14 protein-coding genes and 1 pseudogene are annotated in these 17391 nt (G+C 67.8%); 5 read left to right on the top strand and 10 right to left on the bottom strand.

Annotated elements, in window-relative coordinates; genetic code table 11:
- Positions 1-150: 150 nt before the first annotated feature.
- Complete coding sequence (locus AOK03_RS42545) at positions 151-315, bottom strand: hypothetical protein (RefSeq protein ID WP_157868948.1); 165 nt, start codon at positions 313-315, stop codon at positions 151-153.
- A gap of 313 nt (positions 316-628) precedes the next feature.
- Here AOK03_RS42545 and AOK03_RS43995 point away from each other — a divergent pair, with 313 nt between their 5' ends.
- From AOK03_RS43995 to AOK03_RS14715, 5 genes and pseudogenes are all read left to right on the top strand, one after another.
- Positions 629-853, top strand: a complete 225-nt coding sequence (locus AOK03_RS43995) for a hypothetical protein (RefSeq protein WP_244177615.1) — start codon at positions 629-631, stop codon at positions 851-853.
- Positions 854-897: 44 nt separating this feature from the next.
- Positions 898-1575 carry a tyrosine-type recombinase/integrase gene (locus AOK03_RS14725; protein WP_244177614.1) on the top strand — a complete coding sequence of 226 codons (678 nt, stop codon included), beginning with the start codon at positions 898-900 and terminating at the stop codon, positions 1573-1575.
- Entirely contained in the window at positions 1576-1749 is a 174-nt protein-coding gene (locus tag AOK03_RS43990) for a hypothetical protein (RefSeq protein WP_244177613.1), read from the top strand.
- Positions 1746-2065, top strand: a pseudogene (locus AOK03_RS14720) (helix-turn-helix domain-containing protein). The gene AOK03_RS43990 and the pseudogene AOK03_RS14720 overlap by 4 nt, the downstream one beginning before the upstream one ends.
- Before the next feature lie 1169 nt (positions 2066-3234).
- Entirely contained in the window at positions 3235-4401 is a 1167-nt protein-coding gene (locus AOK03_RS14715) for a hypothetical protein (protein WP_055565693.1), read from the top strand.
- 116 nt (positions 4402-4517) lie between these two features.
- On the opposite strand, the gene AOK03_RS42540 is transcribed toward AOK03_RS14715, so the two are convergent.
- The 9 genes from AOK03_RS42540 to AOK03_RS14675 form a co-directional block, all read right to left on the bottom strand.
- The gene (locus AOK03_RS42540) at positions 4518-6557 is read right to left on the bottom strand and encodes an SUMF1/EgtB/PvdO family nonheme iron enzyme (protein ID WP_157868947.1); all 2040 of its coding nucleotides are present in this window, start codon (positions 6555-6557) and stop codon (positions 4518-4520) included.
- Between the two features lie 561 nt (positions 6558-7118).
- Positions 7119-8315 (bottom strand): M20 family metallopeptidase, encoded by a 1197-nt coding sequence (locus tag AOK03_RS14705; protein WP_055565691.1) that lies wholly within the window; start codon positions 8313-8315, stop codon positions 7119-7121.
- A gap of 16 nt (positions 8316-8331) precedes the next feature.
- Positions 8332-8982, bottom strand: a complete 651-nt coding sequence (locus AOK03_RS14700; RefSeq protein WP_244177612.1) for an XRE family transcriptional regulator — start codon at positions 8980-8982, stop codon at positions 8332-8334.
- 95 nt (positions 8983-9077) lie between these two features.
- The gene (locus tag AOK03_RS14695) at positions 9078-10847 is read right to left on the bottom strand and encodes an ABC transporter ATP-binding protein (RefSeq protein WP_055565714.1); all 1770 of its coding nucleotides are present in this window, start codon (positions 10845-10847) and stop codon (positions 9078-9080) included.
- Positions 10848-10939: 92 nt separating this feature from the next.
- On the bottom strand, positions 10940-11383 hold the full coding sequence (locus AOK03_RS14690; RefSeq protein ID WP_055565690.1) for a lasso peptide biosynthesis B2 protein: 444 nt from the start codon (positions 11381-11383) through the stop codon (positions 10940-10942).
- Entirely contained in the window at positions 11380-11634 is a 255-nt protein-coding gene (locus tag AOK03_RS14685) for a lasso peptide biosynthesis PqqD family chaperone (RefSeq protein WP_055565689.1), read from the bottom strand. Before AOK03_RS14685 ends, AOK03_RS14690 begins: the two co-directional genes overlap by 4 nt.
- Positions 11635-11680: 46 nt before the next feature.
- Complete coding sequence (locus AOK03_RS14680) at positions 11681-13528, bottom strand: lasso peptide isopeptide bond-forming cyclase (RefSeq protein WP_055565688.1); 1848 nt, start codon at positions 13526-13528, stop codon at positions 11681-11683.
- 26 nt (positions 13529-13554) lie between these two features.
- Positions 13555-13665, bottom strand: coding sequence for a keywimysin-related RiPP (locus AOK03_RS41875; protein ID WP_107098009.1), 111 nt, complete (start codon positions 13663-13665; stop codon positions 13555-13557).
- Positions 13666-15565: 1900 nt separating this feature from the next.
- Positions 15566-16954 (bottom strand): threonine/serine exporter family protein, encoded by a 1389-nt coding sequence (locus AOK03_RS14675; protein ID WP_055565687.1) that lies wholly within the window; start codon positions 16952-16954, stop codon positions 15566-15568.
- Positions 16955-17391: the final 437 nt, after the last annotated feature.

Genomic DNA, 17391 nt, shown 5'->3' with positions numbered 1-17391 from the left:
TGAACGGCGGGCTGGGGCTCTCTTCCTGGTCCGTTGCGGGATCGACGGCAGTGCTGATGTCCATGGTGATCTCCTGGGATAGATGAAGGTGGACTGGCACGGAGCCGCGCTGGCAGGCGCGAGGGCGCCGCGCCCACGGTCGAAGGGAGATCAGCCTTCGAAGTAGTTGTCCTTGTCGGAGTCGTTGAACGTCTGGCGGCCGCGGATGGCCTCGGTCACCCAGTGGGTGCTGAGCTGCGGCGCGAAGCTGCCCGTGACCGGTTTTGCGAGCTTGTCCTCAACCGGCTTGATGGTGGCGATGGTCTGCTCGGCCATGACTGGCCTCCCTTGTCATCAGTGGATGCGGAGTGGTGCTGACTCCATGTCACCGCGAGACAAGGTCCGTTCCCAGAGACGGAGTTGGGGACTTGCTGGGAGTGGATCTGGGAGAAACCTGGGACGCGCCTGGGAACCAGCGGCTATTGCAAGCGATGCAACATAGCCTCACGCAGGAGGACGTGGTTCTCCCAGGTCCAGAGGCCGAGTAGCGAATCGAAGCCCATAGCCCCGGAGCACCCGATCAGGGCATTCCCCGACAACCCGATCTGGCGCAACGATGATGCGTCGGATGCAACACGGGAGGTGGGCGGTGTCCATCGGTAAGCCTCCGGGGTCTGCGGTCGTCGAACTCGCTGGCAATGTCCGCCCGTTGGACCCTGAAGCGGCCGTGTTCCAGGCGATGTTGGATGGCTGGGCACGGCAGCAGCAGGCTCGCTTTCTACGCGAGAGCAGCACGATCGTTCCGCGTTTGGCGCTGGTTCGTCGGCTGGCGGAGTTCTCCGGGCTGTATCCCTGGCAGTGGACGCCGGGCTGAGGCAGAGGCTTTCCAGCCATCTGCGGTCCGGAACCCGGCCGATCATGGTGTCCACGGCCCGGGGCTACGAGGTCTCGATCCAGATGTTCTGCGCCTATATCAGCGATCCACGCTATGACTGGCCCAAGGAGTGCGAACGGCGCTTTGGGACAGTGCCGCAGCAGGTGTTCCACGAGTGGAACACGGTCTTGCACGTCACCGAGTACGAGGGCGACCCACGACGTCGCCCCTTGCACTATGACGAGGTGCAGGCTCTGTTCGACGCTGCCGACAGCCGGGTGGAACAGATCCGAGCGCGCCGGGTGAAGGGGGCACTGCCTGCGATGCGCGATGCCGCGCTCCTCAAGACGGTCTACGCCTTTGGCCTGCGGCGGCAGGAGTCAGCGGGGCTGGACCTGGTCGACTTTCGACGGGTGCCGCGCACAGCTCGGTTCGGGCATTTTGGTGCCGTGTACGTCCGGTTCGGCAAGGCGTCGCGGGGCAGTGCGCCGAAGCGGCGAACGATCTTGCTGGTGCCCGAGATCGACTGGATCGTGCCGGTCCTTGAGCAGTGGGTCGGCGAGGTCCGCCCACTTCTGCGGCCTGGCGCCCACCCTGCGCTGTGGGTTACTGAGCGGGGCGGGCGCCTGGACCGCCGGTCGGTCAACGATGCCTTCGTCACGGTGCGGGACCTGGCCGGTCTGCCGACGGAGCTGGATCCGCACCGCCTTCGGCATTCCTAAGTGACCCACCTGATCGAGTTCGACTATCCCGAGCGGTTCGTGCAAGAGCAGGTCGGACACCTGCACGCGTCGACCACGGCGTTGTACACGGGGGTGTCCGATGAGTACCGCACACGGCTGCTGCGCCGAGCCCTGTCCGAGCACCGAGACGACCTGTGGGGTGAGCCGGAGTGATCCGAAAGATGGGCTGTTCCTGGAAGCTGCGGCACAAGATGGCCGAGCAAGGCATGTTCCAGACCTCCGAGTTGGTGCCGCTGCTCGCGGAACGCGGCGTGCAGTTGTCCCGCAGCAGGTCTACCGGTTGGTGACGCAGGCGCCACAGCGACTGTCGATGGACACGCTGGCGGCGCTGTGCGACATCCTCGACTGCACCCCGAACGACCTGATCGAGGTGCAGGTGGTCGATCGGCAGATCCCCAAGGCCGCTGGTGAAACGGCGGCTCCGCCGCCGGTACGACACACGGTTATCCGCCGTCCCGGACAGTCGTGACCATCCACGACGGCGCTACACGTCCGGGTCACATCCCGGAGCAAGGGAGTCGGGACGACGTCCGGCGCCGCCTGGTCGCGTGCCTTGAGCGGGCGCTTCCGGGGATCAGGGAACACGAGGCTGAGAACGCCTCGCGCGACGCCCGAGCCTGGACCGGGCGTGCGGCCCGCGAGCTGGACGCCTACCGGCAACTGCGGCCGAGCGCACTCGCCGATCCGGGACGCGCCTTCCCTCTTGCTCACCACCGGGTTGCGAAAGTCCTGCATGATGCCGGACACGAGGTTCCCGTCCCGGGCTGCACTGCCTGCGGGGCCCTGCCCGATCGGCTCTTCCTCGACAGGGAGGGCCGACGGGTGTGCAGCAGATGCAAACCGGCTCGGGCACCGCAGACCTGTGCACGCTGCGGACGGCAGGCCCTGATCGCCGCGCGGCGTCCCGAAGGCGGCATCTGCTACCGCTGTTACAGCCATGATCCACAGGTCAGAAAGCCCTGCGGGCAGTGCGGCCGCATCCGGGCCCCCGCCGCCCGGAGCGAAGACGACACCCCCTTGTGCGAACGCTGCTGGCCCCGTCCGCAACGGCAGTGCGCCGGCTGCGGCACTCGGGACCGGGTCAAGCTGGTGACCGACGACGGCCCCTGGTGCCCGCAGTGCTACCAGCAGCACCGGCCCCAGGGCGAGTGCGGGCAATGCGGCGAAATCGCCCCGCTCGCTGCGCGTGCCTCCGACGAGCACCCCGCCCGCTGCTATCGCTGCTACCGGCGCCCCACCCAGCACACCCGCTGCACTATCTGCGGACGGCAGCGCGAATGCATGCGCAGGGGCGGGCAGGAATGGACCTGTCGGGAGTGCACGCCACCGCCGCGTCGCGCATGCGGGCATTGCGGGCAGCTGCGCATCGTGGCCGCCAACTGGCCGCTGGGCCCGGTATGCCAGTCGTGCTACGGCACCCTGCGCTACACCGGACGTCGCTGCCGGCACTGCAACCAAGTACGTCCGCTGACATGCCGGGACAGCGTCGGCACCGGAATCTGCGGACCTTGCGCCGGACACCCGCCGCCACCGCCCTGCGGCAACTGCCAAGACGGCGAGGTCTACGCCCACGGCCGGTGCATCCGCTGCACTCTGACCCAGCAGCTCCGCGAGCGTCTCGCAGGCCCCAGGGGGCAGGTGCCGCAAGAACTCCAACCACTCATCGCCCTGTTGACGAAATCCGGCCGTCCGATCCGTCTCCTCGCCTGGCTCCAGGGCAGCAACAGCGCCCGACTGCTCGGTCACCTGGCCGCCACCGGACGTCCCCTCACCCACGAGATCCTCGACGAACTACCGCCCAGCCACGCGGAGTGCTACGTGCGATCCCTGCTCGTTCGCACCCACGTCCTTCCTAAGCCCGAAGAGTCCCTCGAGCGCATCACCCCCTGGCTGGCCCGGGTCTTGACCGACCGCCCAGCCGGCCACGCGCGTCTGGTCCAGCCCTACACCCAGTGGGTACTGCTGCGAAAAGCCCGTCACCGCGCCGCTCGGGGCCGCGCCGTCCACCGGGCCGGAAACAGGATCCGCGCAGAGGTCTTGTTGATCCCCTCCTTCCTGGCCTGGCTCGATGAGCGCAAGCTGAGCCTCACCACCGTGCGCCAAGGGCACCTGGAGGACTGGCTTGCCGCAGGGCCGGGACGGCGCCATGACATCTGCACCTTCCTCACCTGGGCCTTCCGCCGCGGGCTGACCGGCAAGCAAGACATCACCCACGCCCCCGCCGGAAACGGTCCGCCCCCGCTGACGGACGAACAGCGCTGGTCAGAACTGCGTACATGTCGCAACTCCGGTGCCCTGACGCTACGCGTGCGCGTTGCCCGCGCCCTCACCCTCCTCTATGGCCTGTCCAGCGAGCGCATCCGACGCCTCGCCGTGGACGACATCAAGAAGCGCGGCGATGAGATCCACCTTCGCCTGCACCGGCAGGAGCTGTTCATCCCGCCTCGACTCGCCCGCCTCCTCCGCCAACTCGCCGAGGTGGCCGCCGAGGAGACCCTGCTCCCCGCCGACGATGGCGCCAAACTGTGGCTGTTCCCTGGCATTGTCCCTGGTCAGCCGCTCTCCGCCGCGGGCTTCAGCCTGCTCATGCGCCAATCCGGCTTCCACGCCGTCCCCGGACGCAGCGCCGCTCTGGTCTCCCTGGCCGAACAGCTGCCCGCCGCCGTCCTCGCCCACCTACTGGAGATCAACATCCAGACCGCTCACAAGCGGGCCTCCTACTCGCAACCCAACTGGTCGGCCTACCTCGCAGTACGGGACCAAGAGGACGCCCGTCCATCGAGGAATACCGCACCCTCCGAATAGGGGCACTCCGCCACTTGGAAACTCGACTCTTGGAAACACTGCAACAGAATTTGTTCCAGGGCGGATTTGCCGTCATGCTCTAAGTGCTATGGGTCAATATGCGCCCTTATCGTCGACTACCCGCCTTCCAGGTGAGAAGTGGTCGAACCGGAAAGGTTGAACCCCGACCAATACGGCATCGTGGTCATCACTGCGATGCCGATCTGGGGGCTCCTGAAGTCGGGGTTACGCGAAGTCTTCTGGGCAGTCAGGTTCTGCTGCAGAGGTTGGAGTTCCATCTCGGCCATAGATTCTTCGGCCCATCTTTCGGTCCATGCATAACGTGGGGCAGTCTGTTTATGGGAGCGGGGGGCGGGCGAGTCGCCTAGTGGTAGACGTCCCCCCATCCAGGCCGCGAACCGCTCGGCGTCGTACCAGGAGACATGGGTCACCGGGTCGTTGTCCGCTGCACCGAGCGGCGGACCGCCTTCTGCGCTCAGGGAACCTGTCATGTCTCCTGGCGGCCGCCATCGATCGCGGATGCGTTCTCCTGCAGGGTGGACTCCCCAGCCGATCCCGCCACGCCACTTCGTGTCCGCCAGGAATTCCTTGAAATCCCCGACCGTGACAACCCTAAGTTGCTGGCTAGTCGTTATGGCTCTATAGCGGCGACCGCGGAGGAGTTGCGGCACGAGGAAGCGGTTGATGTTTGAATCGAACAGCAGGTTGAGTCGTGACAAGAGAGCGGCCCTATTGGACAAGATTTCGGCGGCAAGGTACCTGGCGAGGAAGAACTCCTGCCACGAGAAATGTGTGAACCTCAAGCTGCCTAGCTGATCGGAGCTGAGGAACCCCGCCAGTTCGGCGAGTCTGTCCAGCTCCGGAGACACCCGCATGGGACGCATGAAGGAGGCCGAGCGCTGCTCCAGGTATGTGAGGAGTGCGGACCAGTCTCGACGTTCGGCTCGCTCAAGGATCGGCACACTCCGTTTCCAAGCGAATGCCACCTGCTCATAGATCTGATCCAGGGAGAGCTCGTGGGCCTTCCCCCGGGAGGTCCGGCCTAGAGTGACTAGTAGCTGGATCAACTGGGGAGTGAGTTCTATGGGCAGCGGCCAACCGACACTGGCGAACCACTCATCTGAAACCCCCCGCTGGCGTAGAAACGCCTCGGCTTCGTCCTGCTCCACAGCATCGATCCCTAACAGAGTGGACCCCGTGACATCAGGGTCGATCACCTGCCGCACCGCGAACTCTGTTTCCTCCATAAGGGCACGCTGTTCGGTTGCATGGCTGGGATCTGAATAGTTGAGCGCGACGGCTCGGCAGCAAACCACGATGCGGATGTTCGACCCAAGGGAGGTGAATGCCTGGTGGAGCACACGCCGTGATGAGTCGAAGCCGGTAGCAGTCAGTGCACCGACTTCATCCAGGTCATCGAGGATGACCACAGCGTCGGTGTCCCCGCCGCCGATGCTTTCCCTCAGTCGCTTAGGGAGCGGTGGATGGGCAAAGCGGAGCAGGGACATGTCCGTGTCGCTGACCGCGCTCGTGTCCTGTCCTGTGTTGCCCAGCACTCGTCGCGCGGACACGCGTACCGGTACGGGGCCGTTCGGTTCCTGGGCCAGTTCATCTGCCAGCCACATGGCAAGCATCGACTTCCCGTACCCGACGCCGCCAACGACCGTGCTCAGACGCTGTGTCGAGGCAAGCCATGTCCGCAGGGCCTCACGGGCGTCAGCCGTGCCATGGGAAGGCTGCCAGATCGTGAGCGGTAACAAGGGCCCTCGCAGCAGGCTGCCGCAGGCGAGATGGATGTCGCGCCGGTATACGACCGCCTCACGGTCATCGGCAACGGCCTCGCCGCCTCGTTCAGCGTCATATCGTGCATTCCACAAGCGTCGTAAGGCTTCCACCTGGGCCTGCGGCGGGCGCTGTTGCGAATCACCCAACGCCCACAAGGTTGTGTAGACCTGGGCCCATTGCGTGATGAGCTCGCCCTTGAAGAGGCGGCTGAGGGTGACCAGGGGCACTCGCGTCGGCTGCACGTGTGGCCCAGTCAGTCGTGACGCGCCTTGCGCCTGGTGACGTTGCATCAAGTTGTTTGTTCGGGCAGCGATTTCGCGGAGCGACGGTGTCCCTGCTGTCTTGCGCAGTTGACTCAGTAAGTCCGCCACGGAGCTCGCTTCGTGACTCTCGTCTTCAGTGCGTTCCGGTCCCGTCACTACCGACTTCCTTACTCACAGCGCATCCCCGGTCACTGCGTGTTCCACGCTAGCGGACCGCGAACCAGCATGTGCCGATCCGTTCCAGCTTGATGCAGAAACGGCCGGCACGGCCGGAACGGAGGCATGGTCGATTTGCGACCAGGTTGCTGGTCCGAACCAACGGCGAAGGGAGGCAGATGTGATGGCCAGGAAGAAGCGAGCGGGGTGGGCCACCGCAGCGTTGGGTGTCACAGCAGTGGTGTGTGGACTTGTGCTCGGTGACGTGTTGGACCCCGACCGCGCAACCGCAGCAGCGACAGTGGCTGGGGCCGGGATTGCCGTAGCAGTCCGCCTTCGTGAGCGTCGGCCCCACGCTGGGCGAGACGGGTCCGCCTCGTCGTCACCCCCCGACGGAGGAGGTCCGGATCTATCCTCTGCGGAGCGTTCATGACCTGCGACCCCTTGGCGTCTTCTCTCCTTATGCCGACAGGAATACCGCCGAGGAGGAATAGCCGCGCTCCGCCAGTGACCTCAGCCCTCCAGAAGGTTGAGGACGGCACGCTGGTAGACGGCGTACACCATGGGAAGTTCGGCGAGGTGGGCGCGCTCGTCGATGCCGTGCAGCCCCTCGCACGGCACGCCGAAGCCGGCGGTCGCCGGGATGCCTTCCCCGGCGAGCAGGTTGCCGATGTTGGAGGGTCCTGCGGTCTTTGACTTCACTGCGAGCCCTGCCTCAGCGGCGGCGTTCAGCAGGACGGCGGCGGGCTGTTCGTCCTCGGCGAGGCGGAAGGGGGGCCACGCGGCGATCGGAATGATCTCGGTGGGCGTCGGAGCGGGCAGCTCCGCATCGAGCTCGGCAACGGCCTTGCGGACCAGCGTCTCGGCATCGTGGCCGTCGAAGGACGGCGTGGTGCGGATGTCGATGTTCAGGTCGCACCGGTCGGGGGTGACGGAGAAGCCCTCGCCGCCGTGGAACGACGTGACCGATAGCTTCGGCGGCAGCGGGAAACCCGAGCTTGAGGTCCCTGCCGTGCCGGGGAGTTCGGCGTCGTCCAGGAGCTTGACGAGGCGGGCGGCGCGGGAGATTGCTCCGACCACGCTCTTGCTGGAGCCGGAGTGCCCGGAGGGGGTATGCACGGCGATCGAGGCCCGCCACAGGCCCCGGCCGCCGACCACGAGGTGGTCCATGCCGGGGTAGCCGATCATCACCCCGGCGGGGCGGGGCGCCTGCGGGTCGGCGAGGTAGGCGCGGGCACCGCCGAAGCCACCGGTGTGCTCATCCACGTCCAACAGAACGGCGAGTCCGCCGTGCAGGCTCTCAGCGCGGGGCACGAGGTCGGCGGCGATGTGGCAGAACATCGCCGCGGCGAGCTTGGAGTCGGCCGCGCCCCGCCCTCGCAGCCAGCCGTCCACAACATCCCCACAGGCGGGCGGGAAAGACCACGCCTGCTCGTCCCCGTACGAGGCGGTGTCCAGGCACGCGTCCAGCGTCCACCAGGCCCCCGGACGCCGCCCGGGAATCTCCACCAGGAGACCCACCAACTCATCGTCATCATCGCGCAGATGGCGGTGTGGCAGGCCGCGCAGGGCGAGCCAATCCTCCAGCACACCCAGGACTGGCCCATAGCCGTCGACCTCACCCCTGCTTGGTCGCTTGACCAGCTCCCGGGCGAGCTCCACCACAGATGCCGTACGTTCCTCGGCCTGCTGCTGAAGGTCCTCGCTCACGGTTCTCCCCACCACGTCAGTTGTGCCGAACCGGCAGCGCACGGACCGCCTCGATCGTCTCCACCGGCCGAGCGGACGCGCACGCCTCCCGCCCATGGTGGACCAGACCCACCACTGCCTCGCGACTGAGTGAAACGCCGCAGTCGAATCCCTCCGCCCCGTGGAACGACGGCAGCGGTACCACTGCGGCCGTCTCCGAGGCGACGAAGAAACGTTCCAGAGCCTCGGTGGGCGCCACCATCCCGAGGTGCAGCGTCTTGATGCCGTTGCGGCGCGCGGCCGGATCACGCAGCTCCAGCAGCCTCGCCAGGTGGTCGGCGAGCGCCCGATGCCGCGGAGAGCCGTAGAGGACGCGGTAGTGGACGAGGTCGGGGTGCTGGGCCACGGCGGTCTCGATCGCCGCGAGGTACGCCTTCTCCCGCGACCGGCTGCCGGTGACCACGAGTTGCTCACGCACTCCCGCGACAACGTCGACCATCGACTCGACCAAGTCCGTCCAGCGGGTGAGGACTTTGACGACCACCGCGGTGCCGGAGGTCTCCAGCACGCTGGTCGCCGCCCCGTCCTGATGCGCGAACAGGACCTCCGGGCGTTCGCGGTACAGCTGGCACAGTCCCGCGCGGTTCCGCTTTCCCTTACGGCGTCGCCCCGACTCCCACGCACTCATCAAACTGGCGTCCGTCGTCTCAGTCACCGTCGCGGCGCCGACGGCCCCAAGGGAACGGCGCGGCGCTGCCAGGGGCGCGCGTGTCCGGTTCGCGCTCAGGGCGGTGGGTGAGTGTGGGCCGTCCTCGCGGGCAAGGGGTGCGCGGCGGCCGGGCGGAGAATCTGTCCGGCCGCCAGTTCTCGGTAGAGGGGGCTGGCGATGAGCAGTTCCTCGTGGCGTCCGTGGGCGGTCGTGCGGCCGTCGTCCAGTACGACGATGCGGTCGGCGTGCTGGACGGTGGAGAGCCGGTGTGCGATCACCAGCAGGGCGCATTCCTGTGCGACGTCCTTCATCACCGTGGTGAGCGCCGTTTCGTTGATGGCGTCGAGGTGGGAGGTGGGCTCGTCGAGCAGGAGCAGTGCGGGGCGGGCGAGCAGGGCGCGGGCCAGGGCGACGCGCTGGCGCTCACCTCCCGAGAGGGTGTTGCCGCGGTCGCCGAGCATGCCGGTCAGGCCGCCGCTCAACCGCCTTACAACATGGTCGAGTTGGGCCAGCTCGATGACGCGCCGCACCTCGGTATCGCTGGCGTCTGGCACAGCGTAGGTGATGTTGTCGCGCAGGGTCCCGTGGACGACATGGGTGTTCTGATCGACGACGGCGATCCGTGCGCGGCAGTCCGCACGGGTCAGTTCGGTGGTAGGCCGCCCGTCGAAGAGCAGGGTTCCGGAGTCCGGTTCGTAGAACCTGGCCACCAGCGCGAAGATCGTGCTCTTTCCGGCACCCGACCGGCCGACGAGGGCCGTCTGGCGCCGGTGGGGCACGGAGAAGGTGACACCGCGCAGGACCGATCGGCCGGGGTCGTAGCCAAAGGTGAGATCCCGCAGTTCGAGTGCGGGTGCCTCGTCCGGCGCGGCCTCGCTCGTACGGTGTTGTACGGACAGCCGTCCGGCCGGTGCGGGCTCCGCGGGCAGGCGCAGGGCTTCTTCGATGCGCTGGTAGGCGCCCATGCCGCGCTGGATCAGGCCGACCGCGCGGAAGACCGAGGACAGGGGCAGGACGAGGTAGGAGGCGTAGAGCAGGAAGGCCACGAGGTCGCCGAGGGAGTTGGCGTGGCCGGTGACACGCAGGCCGCCGATGACCAGGACGAGCAGGAAAGAGCCCTGGACGGCGAGTTCGACGGCCGGGCTCATCACGGACGCGAGTTTCGCGGTCCGCACGCCCGCGTCGTAAGCCGACTCGACGCGCTCACCGATGCGCCGGGCTTCGCGGTCCTCGGCCCGGTGGACGCGGACCATGGGCAGGGCGCCGAGCGCGCGCTCGAGATCGGCGGCGACGGCGCCGACGGAGGTCTGCATGTGCTCCGACGCGGCACGGATGCCCTTCAGGAGCGACGCCACGACTGCGGCCGCGGTGGCCACGGTGAGGGCGACCAGGGCCAGCAGCAGCGGGTCGATCCACATCATGAGGGCGATCGCGCCGGCCGCGACGAGGGCTCCCGTGACGAGGTCGACGAGGGCCTGGGAGACCACCTCCCGCAGCAGGGTGGTGTCGGTGGTCACGCGGGAGATCAGGTCGCCGGTGCGGTGCCGGTCGTACTCCCGCATCTCCAGCCGCAGCAGTCGTGCGACCAGGCCGTGGCGGAGCTGTCGTACGACTCTTTCGCCCATGCGTTCCAGGACGAAGCGGCCGATGGCACCGGTGGCCGCCTCGCTGACGAACAGCACGGCCAGGACCAGTAACAGTGGCCAGTACGCCCGCCCGTGCCCGCTCGCGTCCACGATCTGTTTGGCGACGAGGGGCTGGGCGAGCCCGAGGGCGGAGCCGACGAGTGTGAGCACGGTGGCCACGACGACGGAGGTCCGGTGCCCGGTGGTGAGCCGGTACATGGTGGCCACCGCGGCCCGCGTCGAACGGTTCGGCGCCTTCGCGGGGGACTCCGCCTCCCGTGTGTGGCGGTCCGTCTGCGCCCGGGAGTCCGTCATCGGCGGGGCGACCGGTTCGCCGCCCGCGGCTCCACAGCGAGCAGCCGCGCGAAGTAGTCGTCGGGCACGTCTTCACCGACGGGGCGGCCCTCCGCCTCGATCCACGCGTGCGCGTTGAAGGGCGGCACCACGCTCGCCCCGGTGCACCACGTGGCCCAGCCGCCCGTCAGCCGGCACAGCAGGGCGGCGCCCAGCGAGCGGGGCAGGCAGCCTTTCGGACCGGCGCATAGCAGGCTTACCGCGCACATCGCGTCCCGGGCACTCCTGGCCTGTGCGGCGGTGGCCGGCGCGGCGCCGCGACGTAAGACATCCAGGACGGCACGGATCCGGCGCGGGGGCAGGAACGAGAGGGCGACAGCCGGCAGCAGTACGAGGCGGGCGGCCAGCCGCCGGGTGAAGGGGACGCCGGTGGGCCGTTCCAGGGCGCTCGGCGTCGTCATGAGGCCAGCCCCGACTCCCTGAGTTCCCGCACGAGTGCCGTGACGTCCTGCTCCGCGCGGGCCCTGCCGATGGCGAATTCCGTGACGAGCGCGTCGACCGCGGCCGTTTCGTCGCCGCCCTTGAGGAGGGTCTTCACGACCAGGGTGCCGGTGGGGTTGAGCTCCCAGTAGCTTCCGCTGCGCTGGTCCAGGAGGACGGTGCCGTAGTCGGTCTCCGTGGTGGAGACATCGGGGCCGAACCGCAATGCCATGGTGGGTGACTGCCTTTCTCCGGTGGCGGGCCTGGCGGGTAGGGGCTCAACGGGCACGTGTGGGGGACAAACCGCGCAGCCATACCTCGGCGGCGATGGTGGAGTAGAGGATGGCGTCGCGCAGTCCGGGGGCGGAGGGCCGCTGCGCGAGGTGACGCAGCGCGTCGCCGTCGACGAGGCCGAGCCGTTCCAGCCGGGAGTCCTCCCACAGGGCCAGCAGGTCGGCGCGGTGCCGTCGCAAGCCATCGGCCGCGTCCATGGCTGCGGCGGCCTTAGTGGTGCGCCGCAGACAGGTCTCGGGCACGATGCCGCGCATCGCGGCGGTGAGGACGGGCTTGTACGCCCAGGGCGTGACGCGTTCGTCCGGCCGGATCGCGAGGCACGCCTCGATGACCCTGTCGTCGAGGAACGGTGATGCCATGGGTACGCCGGCGCGGGCCGCCATCCGGTCCCACTGGCGGATGATGCGTGTGCAGGAGCGGATCTGTTCCAGGTCGGTGTGCAGGCCGCGGTCCGGGTGCAGCGGCGTGACCGTCGAGGCGGCTTCTCGCAAGGCCCGCCGGACCATGTGTTCGGCGTCGGGGGTGACCCAGTCGAAGAGGCGTGGGGGCATGCCCCAGCCGAGGCTGGTGGTGGCGGTGGCGGGGAGCGGTTCGCGAAGGTGTCCTGCGGCGTCGGCGAGGCACCTGCCGTAGGGGCGGGAGTCGGCGAGGGCACGCGCCGTGGCGCCGAGCGGCCACTGCCACAGGGCCCGGAATCCGCGCAGCTGCCGGAGCGCGAACAGCGGTCGGGTGCGCGCCAGTCGGTGGTAGTACGCCTCGGAGCACCAGGCCACGTGGTCGCCGCCGATGCCCGTGAGATGCAGTCGGCTGCCGCGTTCCGCCATTCCCGGCAGGTGGTGCAGGACCCGCGAACGGTCCATGACGCCGATGGTCGGTTCGTCCAGCAGGTCGTCGATGCCCAGCAGGTCGTCGTAGACCAGCGGTGAGGCGTGTGCGTCCCACACCACGTGCTCGACGTCCGGCAGATGCTTCGTCGCCTGCTCCGCCCAGTGCAGGTCGGTGTCGGCGGGATCGCGCCCGGGCCACGTGCTGGCCACCACTTGGGCGGGCGACCGGTCGGCCAGGAAGCAGATGGAGGTGGAGTCGAGGCCGCCGGACAGGTCGCAGCTGACCACACCGCCTTGCCGGGTGCGGGCGTCGACGGCCGCGACGAGGGCCTCGCGGACCATCGGGGCGCCGTCGGCGAGCGTACGGACCGGCTCCGGCGGGGTCCACCACCGCGTGTGGCGTACGGTTCGCCCGTCCGCGGCAATGATCAGGGCGTCCTGCGGCGGGACGGCGGTGACGCCACGCCACAGGGACGTCTCGGAGAGCGGATAGGGCACCGGCCACAGCAGCCGGACGGCGAGCTGCTCCTCGTCGGGGTCGTGGCCCAGCGCGTCGGCGAGGACATCGGCGCGGGTGGCGGCCACCCGCACGCCGTCCACGGCGGCGTGGAAGACCAGCCGGAGCCCGGACGCGGTGCCCTGCACCCTGAGCCGACCGTCCATGGCGGCGACGAGGTGGAAGCTGCCGGGCAGGGAGCGGGCCAGCGCGTCCAGCTCCGCCAGGTCGCGCAACCTCCCTGCCCTGGAGTCCAGTTCGGCGGCGTCGACGGGGCAGCAGCCGACAACGGCCAGTGCGGTGCGTCCAGCGCGTGCCGTGACGATCTCCTCGTCGTCCCACTGCCCCACGAGCCATGGCCGGCCCGACGGGTGTTCGAGGACACGGATTTCGCGCGTTCCGGAGTGGGTGAAGGACCGGGCCACGGCGGCCGCGTCCTCGCGGTCGGTGAAGACCGCGAAATGCGCGTCGCCGGGGCCCGTCCCCGCACTCTCGTGCGATTCAGTCATGACGTCGGGTCAAGGACCGCCGGTCGTCAGTTCTTACTCAGGATGAGCCGGTCGTTTCCGGACCGCTGCAGCAGCCCGGTCTTCTTCCGGAATGTCCCGAGCCGGACGAGCGCCGGCGCTTCGTAGGCCTTCTTCATGACTTCTCCTCTGGTTGAGGATGGGCGCCGCCTCCCCCGGTCGACGGCGCGCGGGGCTCCGTCGACCTGCCCAGGACTCATCGGGAACCCCGGGGCGAGGAAGTGGTCGCAGCACCTAGCTATGTGTACAACCAGAGCTCATGACAAGGCCGCACGCATAAATGCGACAATATGGAGAATTAAGAGAAACGTTTCAACCTGTATCTCCGCAAATTGCGGATTATCGTGGAACCTTCTGCAATGCCGCTGGAGTCAACGCCCGAACGGAACGACGTCGGCCGGAACGGCGCGCCAGTTGATGCTCAGCGGCTTGTCGATCAGGGACGCACTGAACAGGCGGACGGAGAAGGCGCCCTCACGGTCAGCGGCTCACACTTCGCAGAACCCCGGCTTCGGCCCAAGACGAACGCTCGCAGCATAGACATGCTCGCCGAGTTCGCCCGCATCCTCAAGCCCGGAGGACGCTACGTCCTAGTGACCTGGTGCAACAACGACGCCCTCAACCCGCACCCGCCCGAGGCCGCAGCCATCGACGAGCACTACCACTGCCACACCCACCGCCGCACCACGTACCTGCGCGCTCTCATCGACGCCGGTCTGACCCCTCTACCGGGTCGACGGCCTCACCGAGCCCGCCATCCCGTACTGGGAGCTGTGCTCGAAGTCCCATCTCGCCACAGGGATCGAGCAGCCGTACCTGGACAGCTACCGCAGCGACCACGTCAACTACATCCGCATCGCCTCCCGCCGCAAGCCCGCCTAGACGAATGGCACATAAGCTGCCGGAGGCCGCCCACTGAACCGATTCCGCAGCGCGACAAGTCGACTCAGACAACCACTCACCGGCCTGTCTGCGCCGCTCAACTCATCGCATACCGAAACCCGTTTACACGGGGAAACCTCTTTGTGCCGTCCCGTTCCACCTTCACGCTCATGCACCTCGGTGGCCACGGTCTAGGCAAGATGCGGTACGGCGGGGTCGTCGAATCCTGTGAACCATTCCCGCCGGGCGCCTTCAGGCTTAATCACCCCGGTCCTTTCCGTCGGCAAGTGCCCTGCTCTGCGGGCATCAGGGCGGCGGCCTCATTTTCTGTGAGAACCGACCTCAATAACGTACGAGGGAGCTCTGATCAACTCACTGTTGAAACAGCGCGTTCACCGTGTGGGAGATGCTTCAGAAAGATCCGGCGTACGCCCTCAGGGCGCGGGAGCCAACCGGAAATTCGGCTGCAAGGCCGATGCACCTGTCAAGGGAATCGATGTTTGACTAGCGTGGAATTATGCGGCCCGCCGAAGCGGTTGCAAGCCTGACAGGCCGAACTGCTGGCAACGGGCACTCGATCGAAAGGCCGTTGATCACAGCAGTCGGCGTCACTGAGACCGCCCTCAAGCGTTCCTCGATCCAGCCGGGCGATTCACCAGATGGCACCACCACCCTGGGCCTGTTGTGGCAGTGACCGAGTTCCTTTTTCCTCACCCGGGAGTTCTCCGACGGGTCGAGCGAAGCGTTGGGCGCCGGCGACATCATCGTCGAAGCGGCCCGGGCCGGAACACGTGCACGCGGGCTCAACCGTGGCCATGCGCCGGCCATGCCGCGCATGCCCTACGTCAACGCATATCGAGCAGACACATCATGGCCGCCAAGACCCCGACGACATTACGCGAGGGTTGCTGCTGTGCCAGGGAACAGGAGGTAGCAGTGACAGTGCTGACGATGGTTGATCTGCGCTCGCACGTGTTCTGAGGGATGAGGGTCACTGCGGCCGCGTGCAGACGATGTGTGTGCAGGCCCGCGGCCGGGCGCGGACAAGTTCCGCCAATCCCACCCCAAGGCTAAACACACACTTCGTTTAGCGTGGGGCGGGTGAGCCTACGCCGCTGCCGTACGACCGGCGCTTACCTATTGCGGCTGCGGGGTTGGCTGGAAGCGTCTGAGGGTACGCAGGGCCGCGTTGCCCATCATGGCACCCGTGACCACGCCGACGCCGATGGCGCTGGTGGATACCAGGCCGAGCAGTGCGTACTGCACTGCTTCGTCGCGGCCGACGGAGAGTTGAGTGATGCTCTCATATACCTGAAGGCTCGGCAGCAAGGAGCCCGCGGCTCCTGGTACGACGATGACTGCCGCAGGTACGCGCAGCAGCGGGCTGCAGAGCGCCGCGCTGGCCCCAAGGGCCGTGGCCGCGCACAGCACGGCCACGGCCTGTGCGTCCGGGACGGCGTGTGTCACGGCGGTATGGATACTTCCGGCGAGCAGTCCCGCGGTCACGGCGAAGGGGAGCTGACGGCGGGAGCCGCCCATGGCGCAGCAGTTGCCGAGTGCGCCGACGGCGGACATCACCAGGATTCCCCACACGGGCAGCACAGTGTGATCGATGTGGGGCGCGTACAGGTCGGCTGCCGCTTGGTCGGCGAGCACAGCCACCAAGACAACTCCGGTGGCCATCCCGGCCAGCGCGAGCGCTACGTTCACGGCGCGGGTCGCGGCCATGAGTGAGAAACCGGTAATGCCATCCTGCGGTAGCGCGATCAGTGGGCCGAGCGGCAACAGCACGACCAGGTTGGCCGTCACGACGGCGGTACTGTACGGGTCGATCAGCGCGATGTTCAGCAGGGCGATGCCCAGGACTACTGTCAGGGCGGCCTGAGCAGCGATGACCAGGAAGAACGGCATCGCGCTGCGCTGCAGAAGCCAACCCGCGCGATCACAGATCAGCACGACTGCCACCGACATGAGCGCGGCCCACGCCGAACCGCCCACCTGCACGGTCAGTGCGGCTGCGAGGATCCCGCTGCCGGCGGTGCGCGACCACCAGGGCCACGGCGGTGGGGCCGACTGGATCCGGCGCAGCGCCTCGGCAGCCTGCCGCACATCGAGCCCGTCCTCGACCACGTGCCCGACCAGGCGGTGCAGCGCCGCCATGCGCCGCAGGTCCCTGGGATCCTCGACCGTTCGTGTGACTCGCATCATCGACATCGGGGCGGCATTCGGGGGCGCGTACTGGAGATGCAAGGTGCGTGCGGTGATGTCAATGTCCAGGTGGTTGAGGCCCAACGCGACAGAGGCCGCGATCACGGAGGACTCGATGTCCTGAGTGTCGAACCCGGACAGAAACAGCTCCTGACCGAGCCGCAGTGCGAAGTCCATCACCCGTAGGGCATCGCGCTGCGACAGTGGTTTGGCGCTGGTCTTCACTGTCCCGTCGTAGGCGGTGTGTTTGAGCCGATCCAGGACTTCGGCACCCTCCTGCTTGCCCTTGCCCCGTTTGGGCTTGCCTCCCTCACCCATGCCTTCTCCTCGTCGCGCGCTCCATGCCGCCCTGCTCCATCTACAGCGTTGGCCACGCTCCTGCTTCGGGGAGGGCAAGCAACTGCGTGGCGTGCGAGAACCACTGTTCTGGAGCAGTGGGAGCAGGAGGGGGCGCGAGGCTGGCTCTATTCACGGGTTGTGGTTCTGGCACGACTTCCGTGAGGCGGTCACAACTAGTGATCAGCGGGTGTTTCGAGTGATGGGAGGACCTGTCGCACACTCCGGCGCCGCCGGTCGGCGTCGGCGCTGTCCACCCAGCCGGTTGCCATCTCTGATCCGTCCTGGAGAACCCGGCCCAGTGCGAGTCTCGCAGACGCGCAAAGCGAAATCGGCAGTTCGGGCAGGGACTGGCGGGGGCCGTTATCGGGGTCGATCACGATGGGGCTGTCCGGGAGGGTGCTGGCGACGAGGGCACC

The sequence above is a fragment of the Streptomyces atriruber genome (assembly GCF_001418325.1).
GTDB classification, from domain to species: Bacteria; Actinomycetota; Actinomycetes; order Streptomycetales; family Streptomycetaceae; genus Streptomyces; species Streptomyces atriruber.
This window is presented reverse-complemented; position numbering and strand designations above follow the sequence as displayed.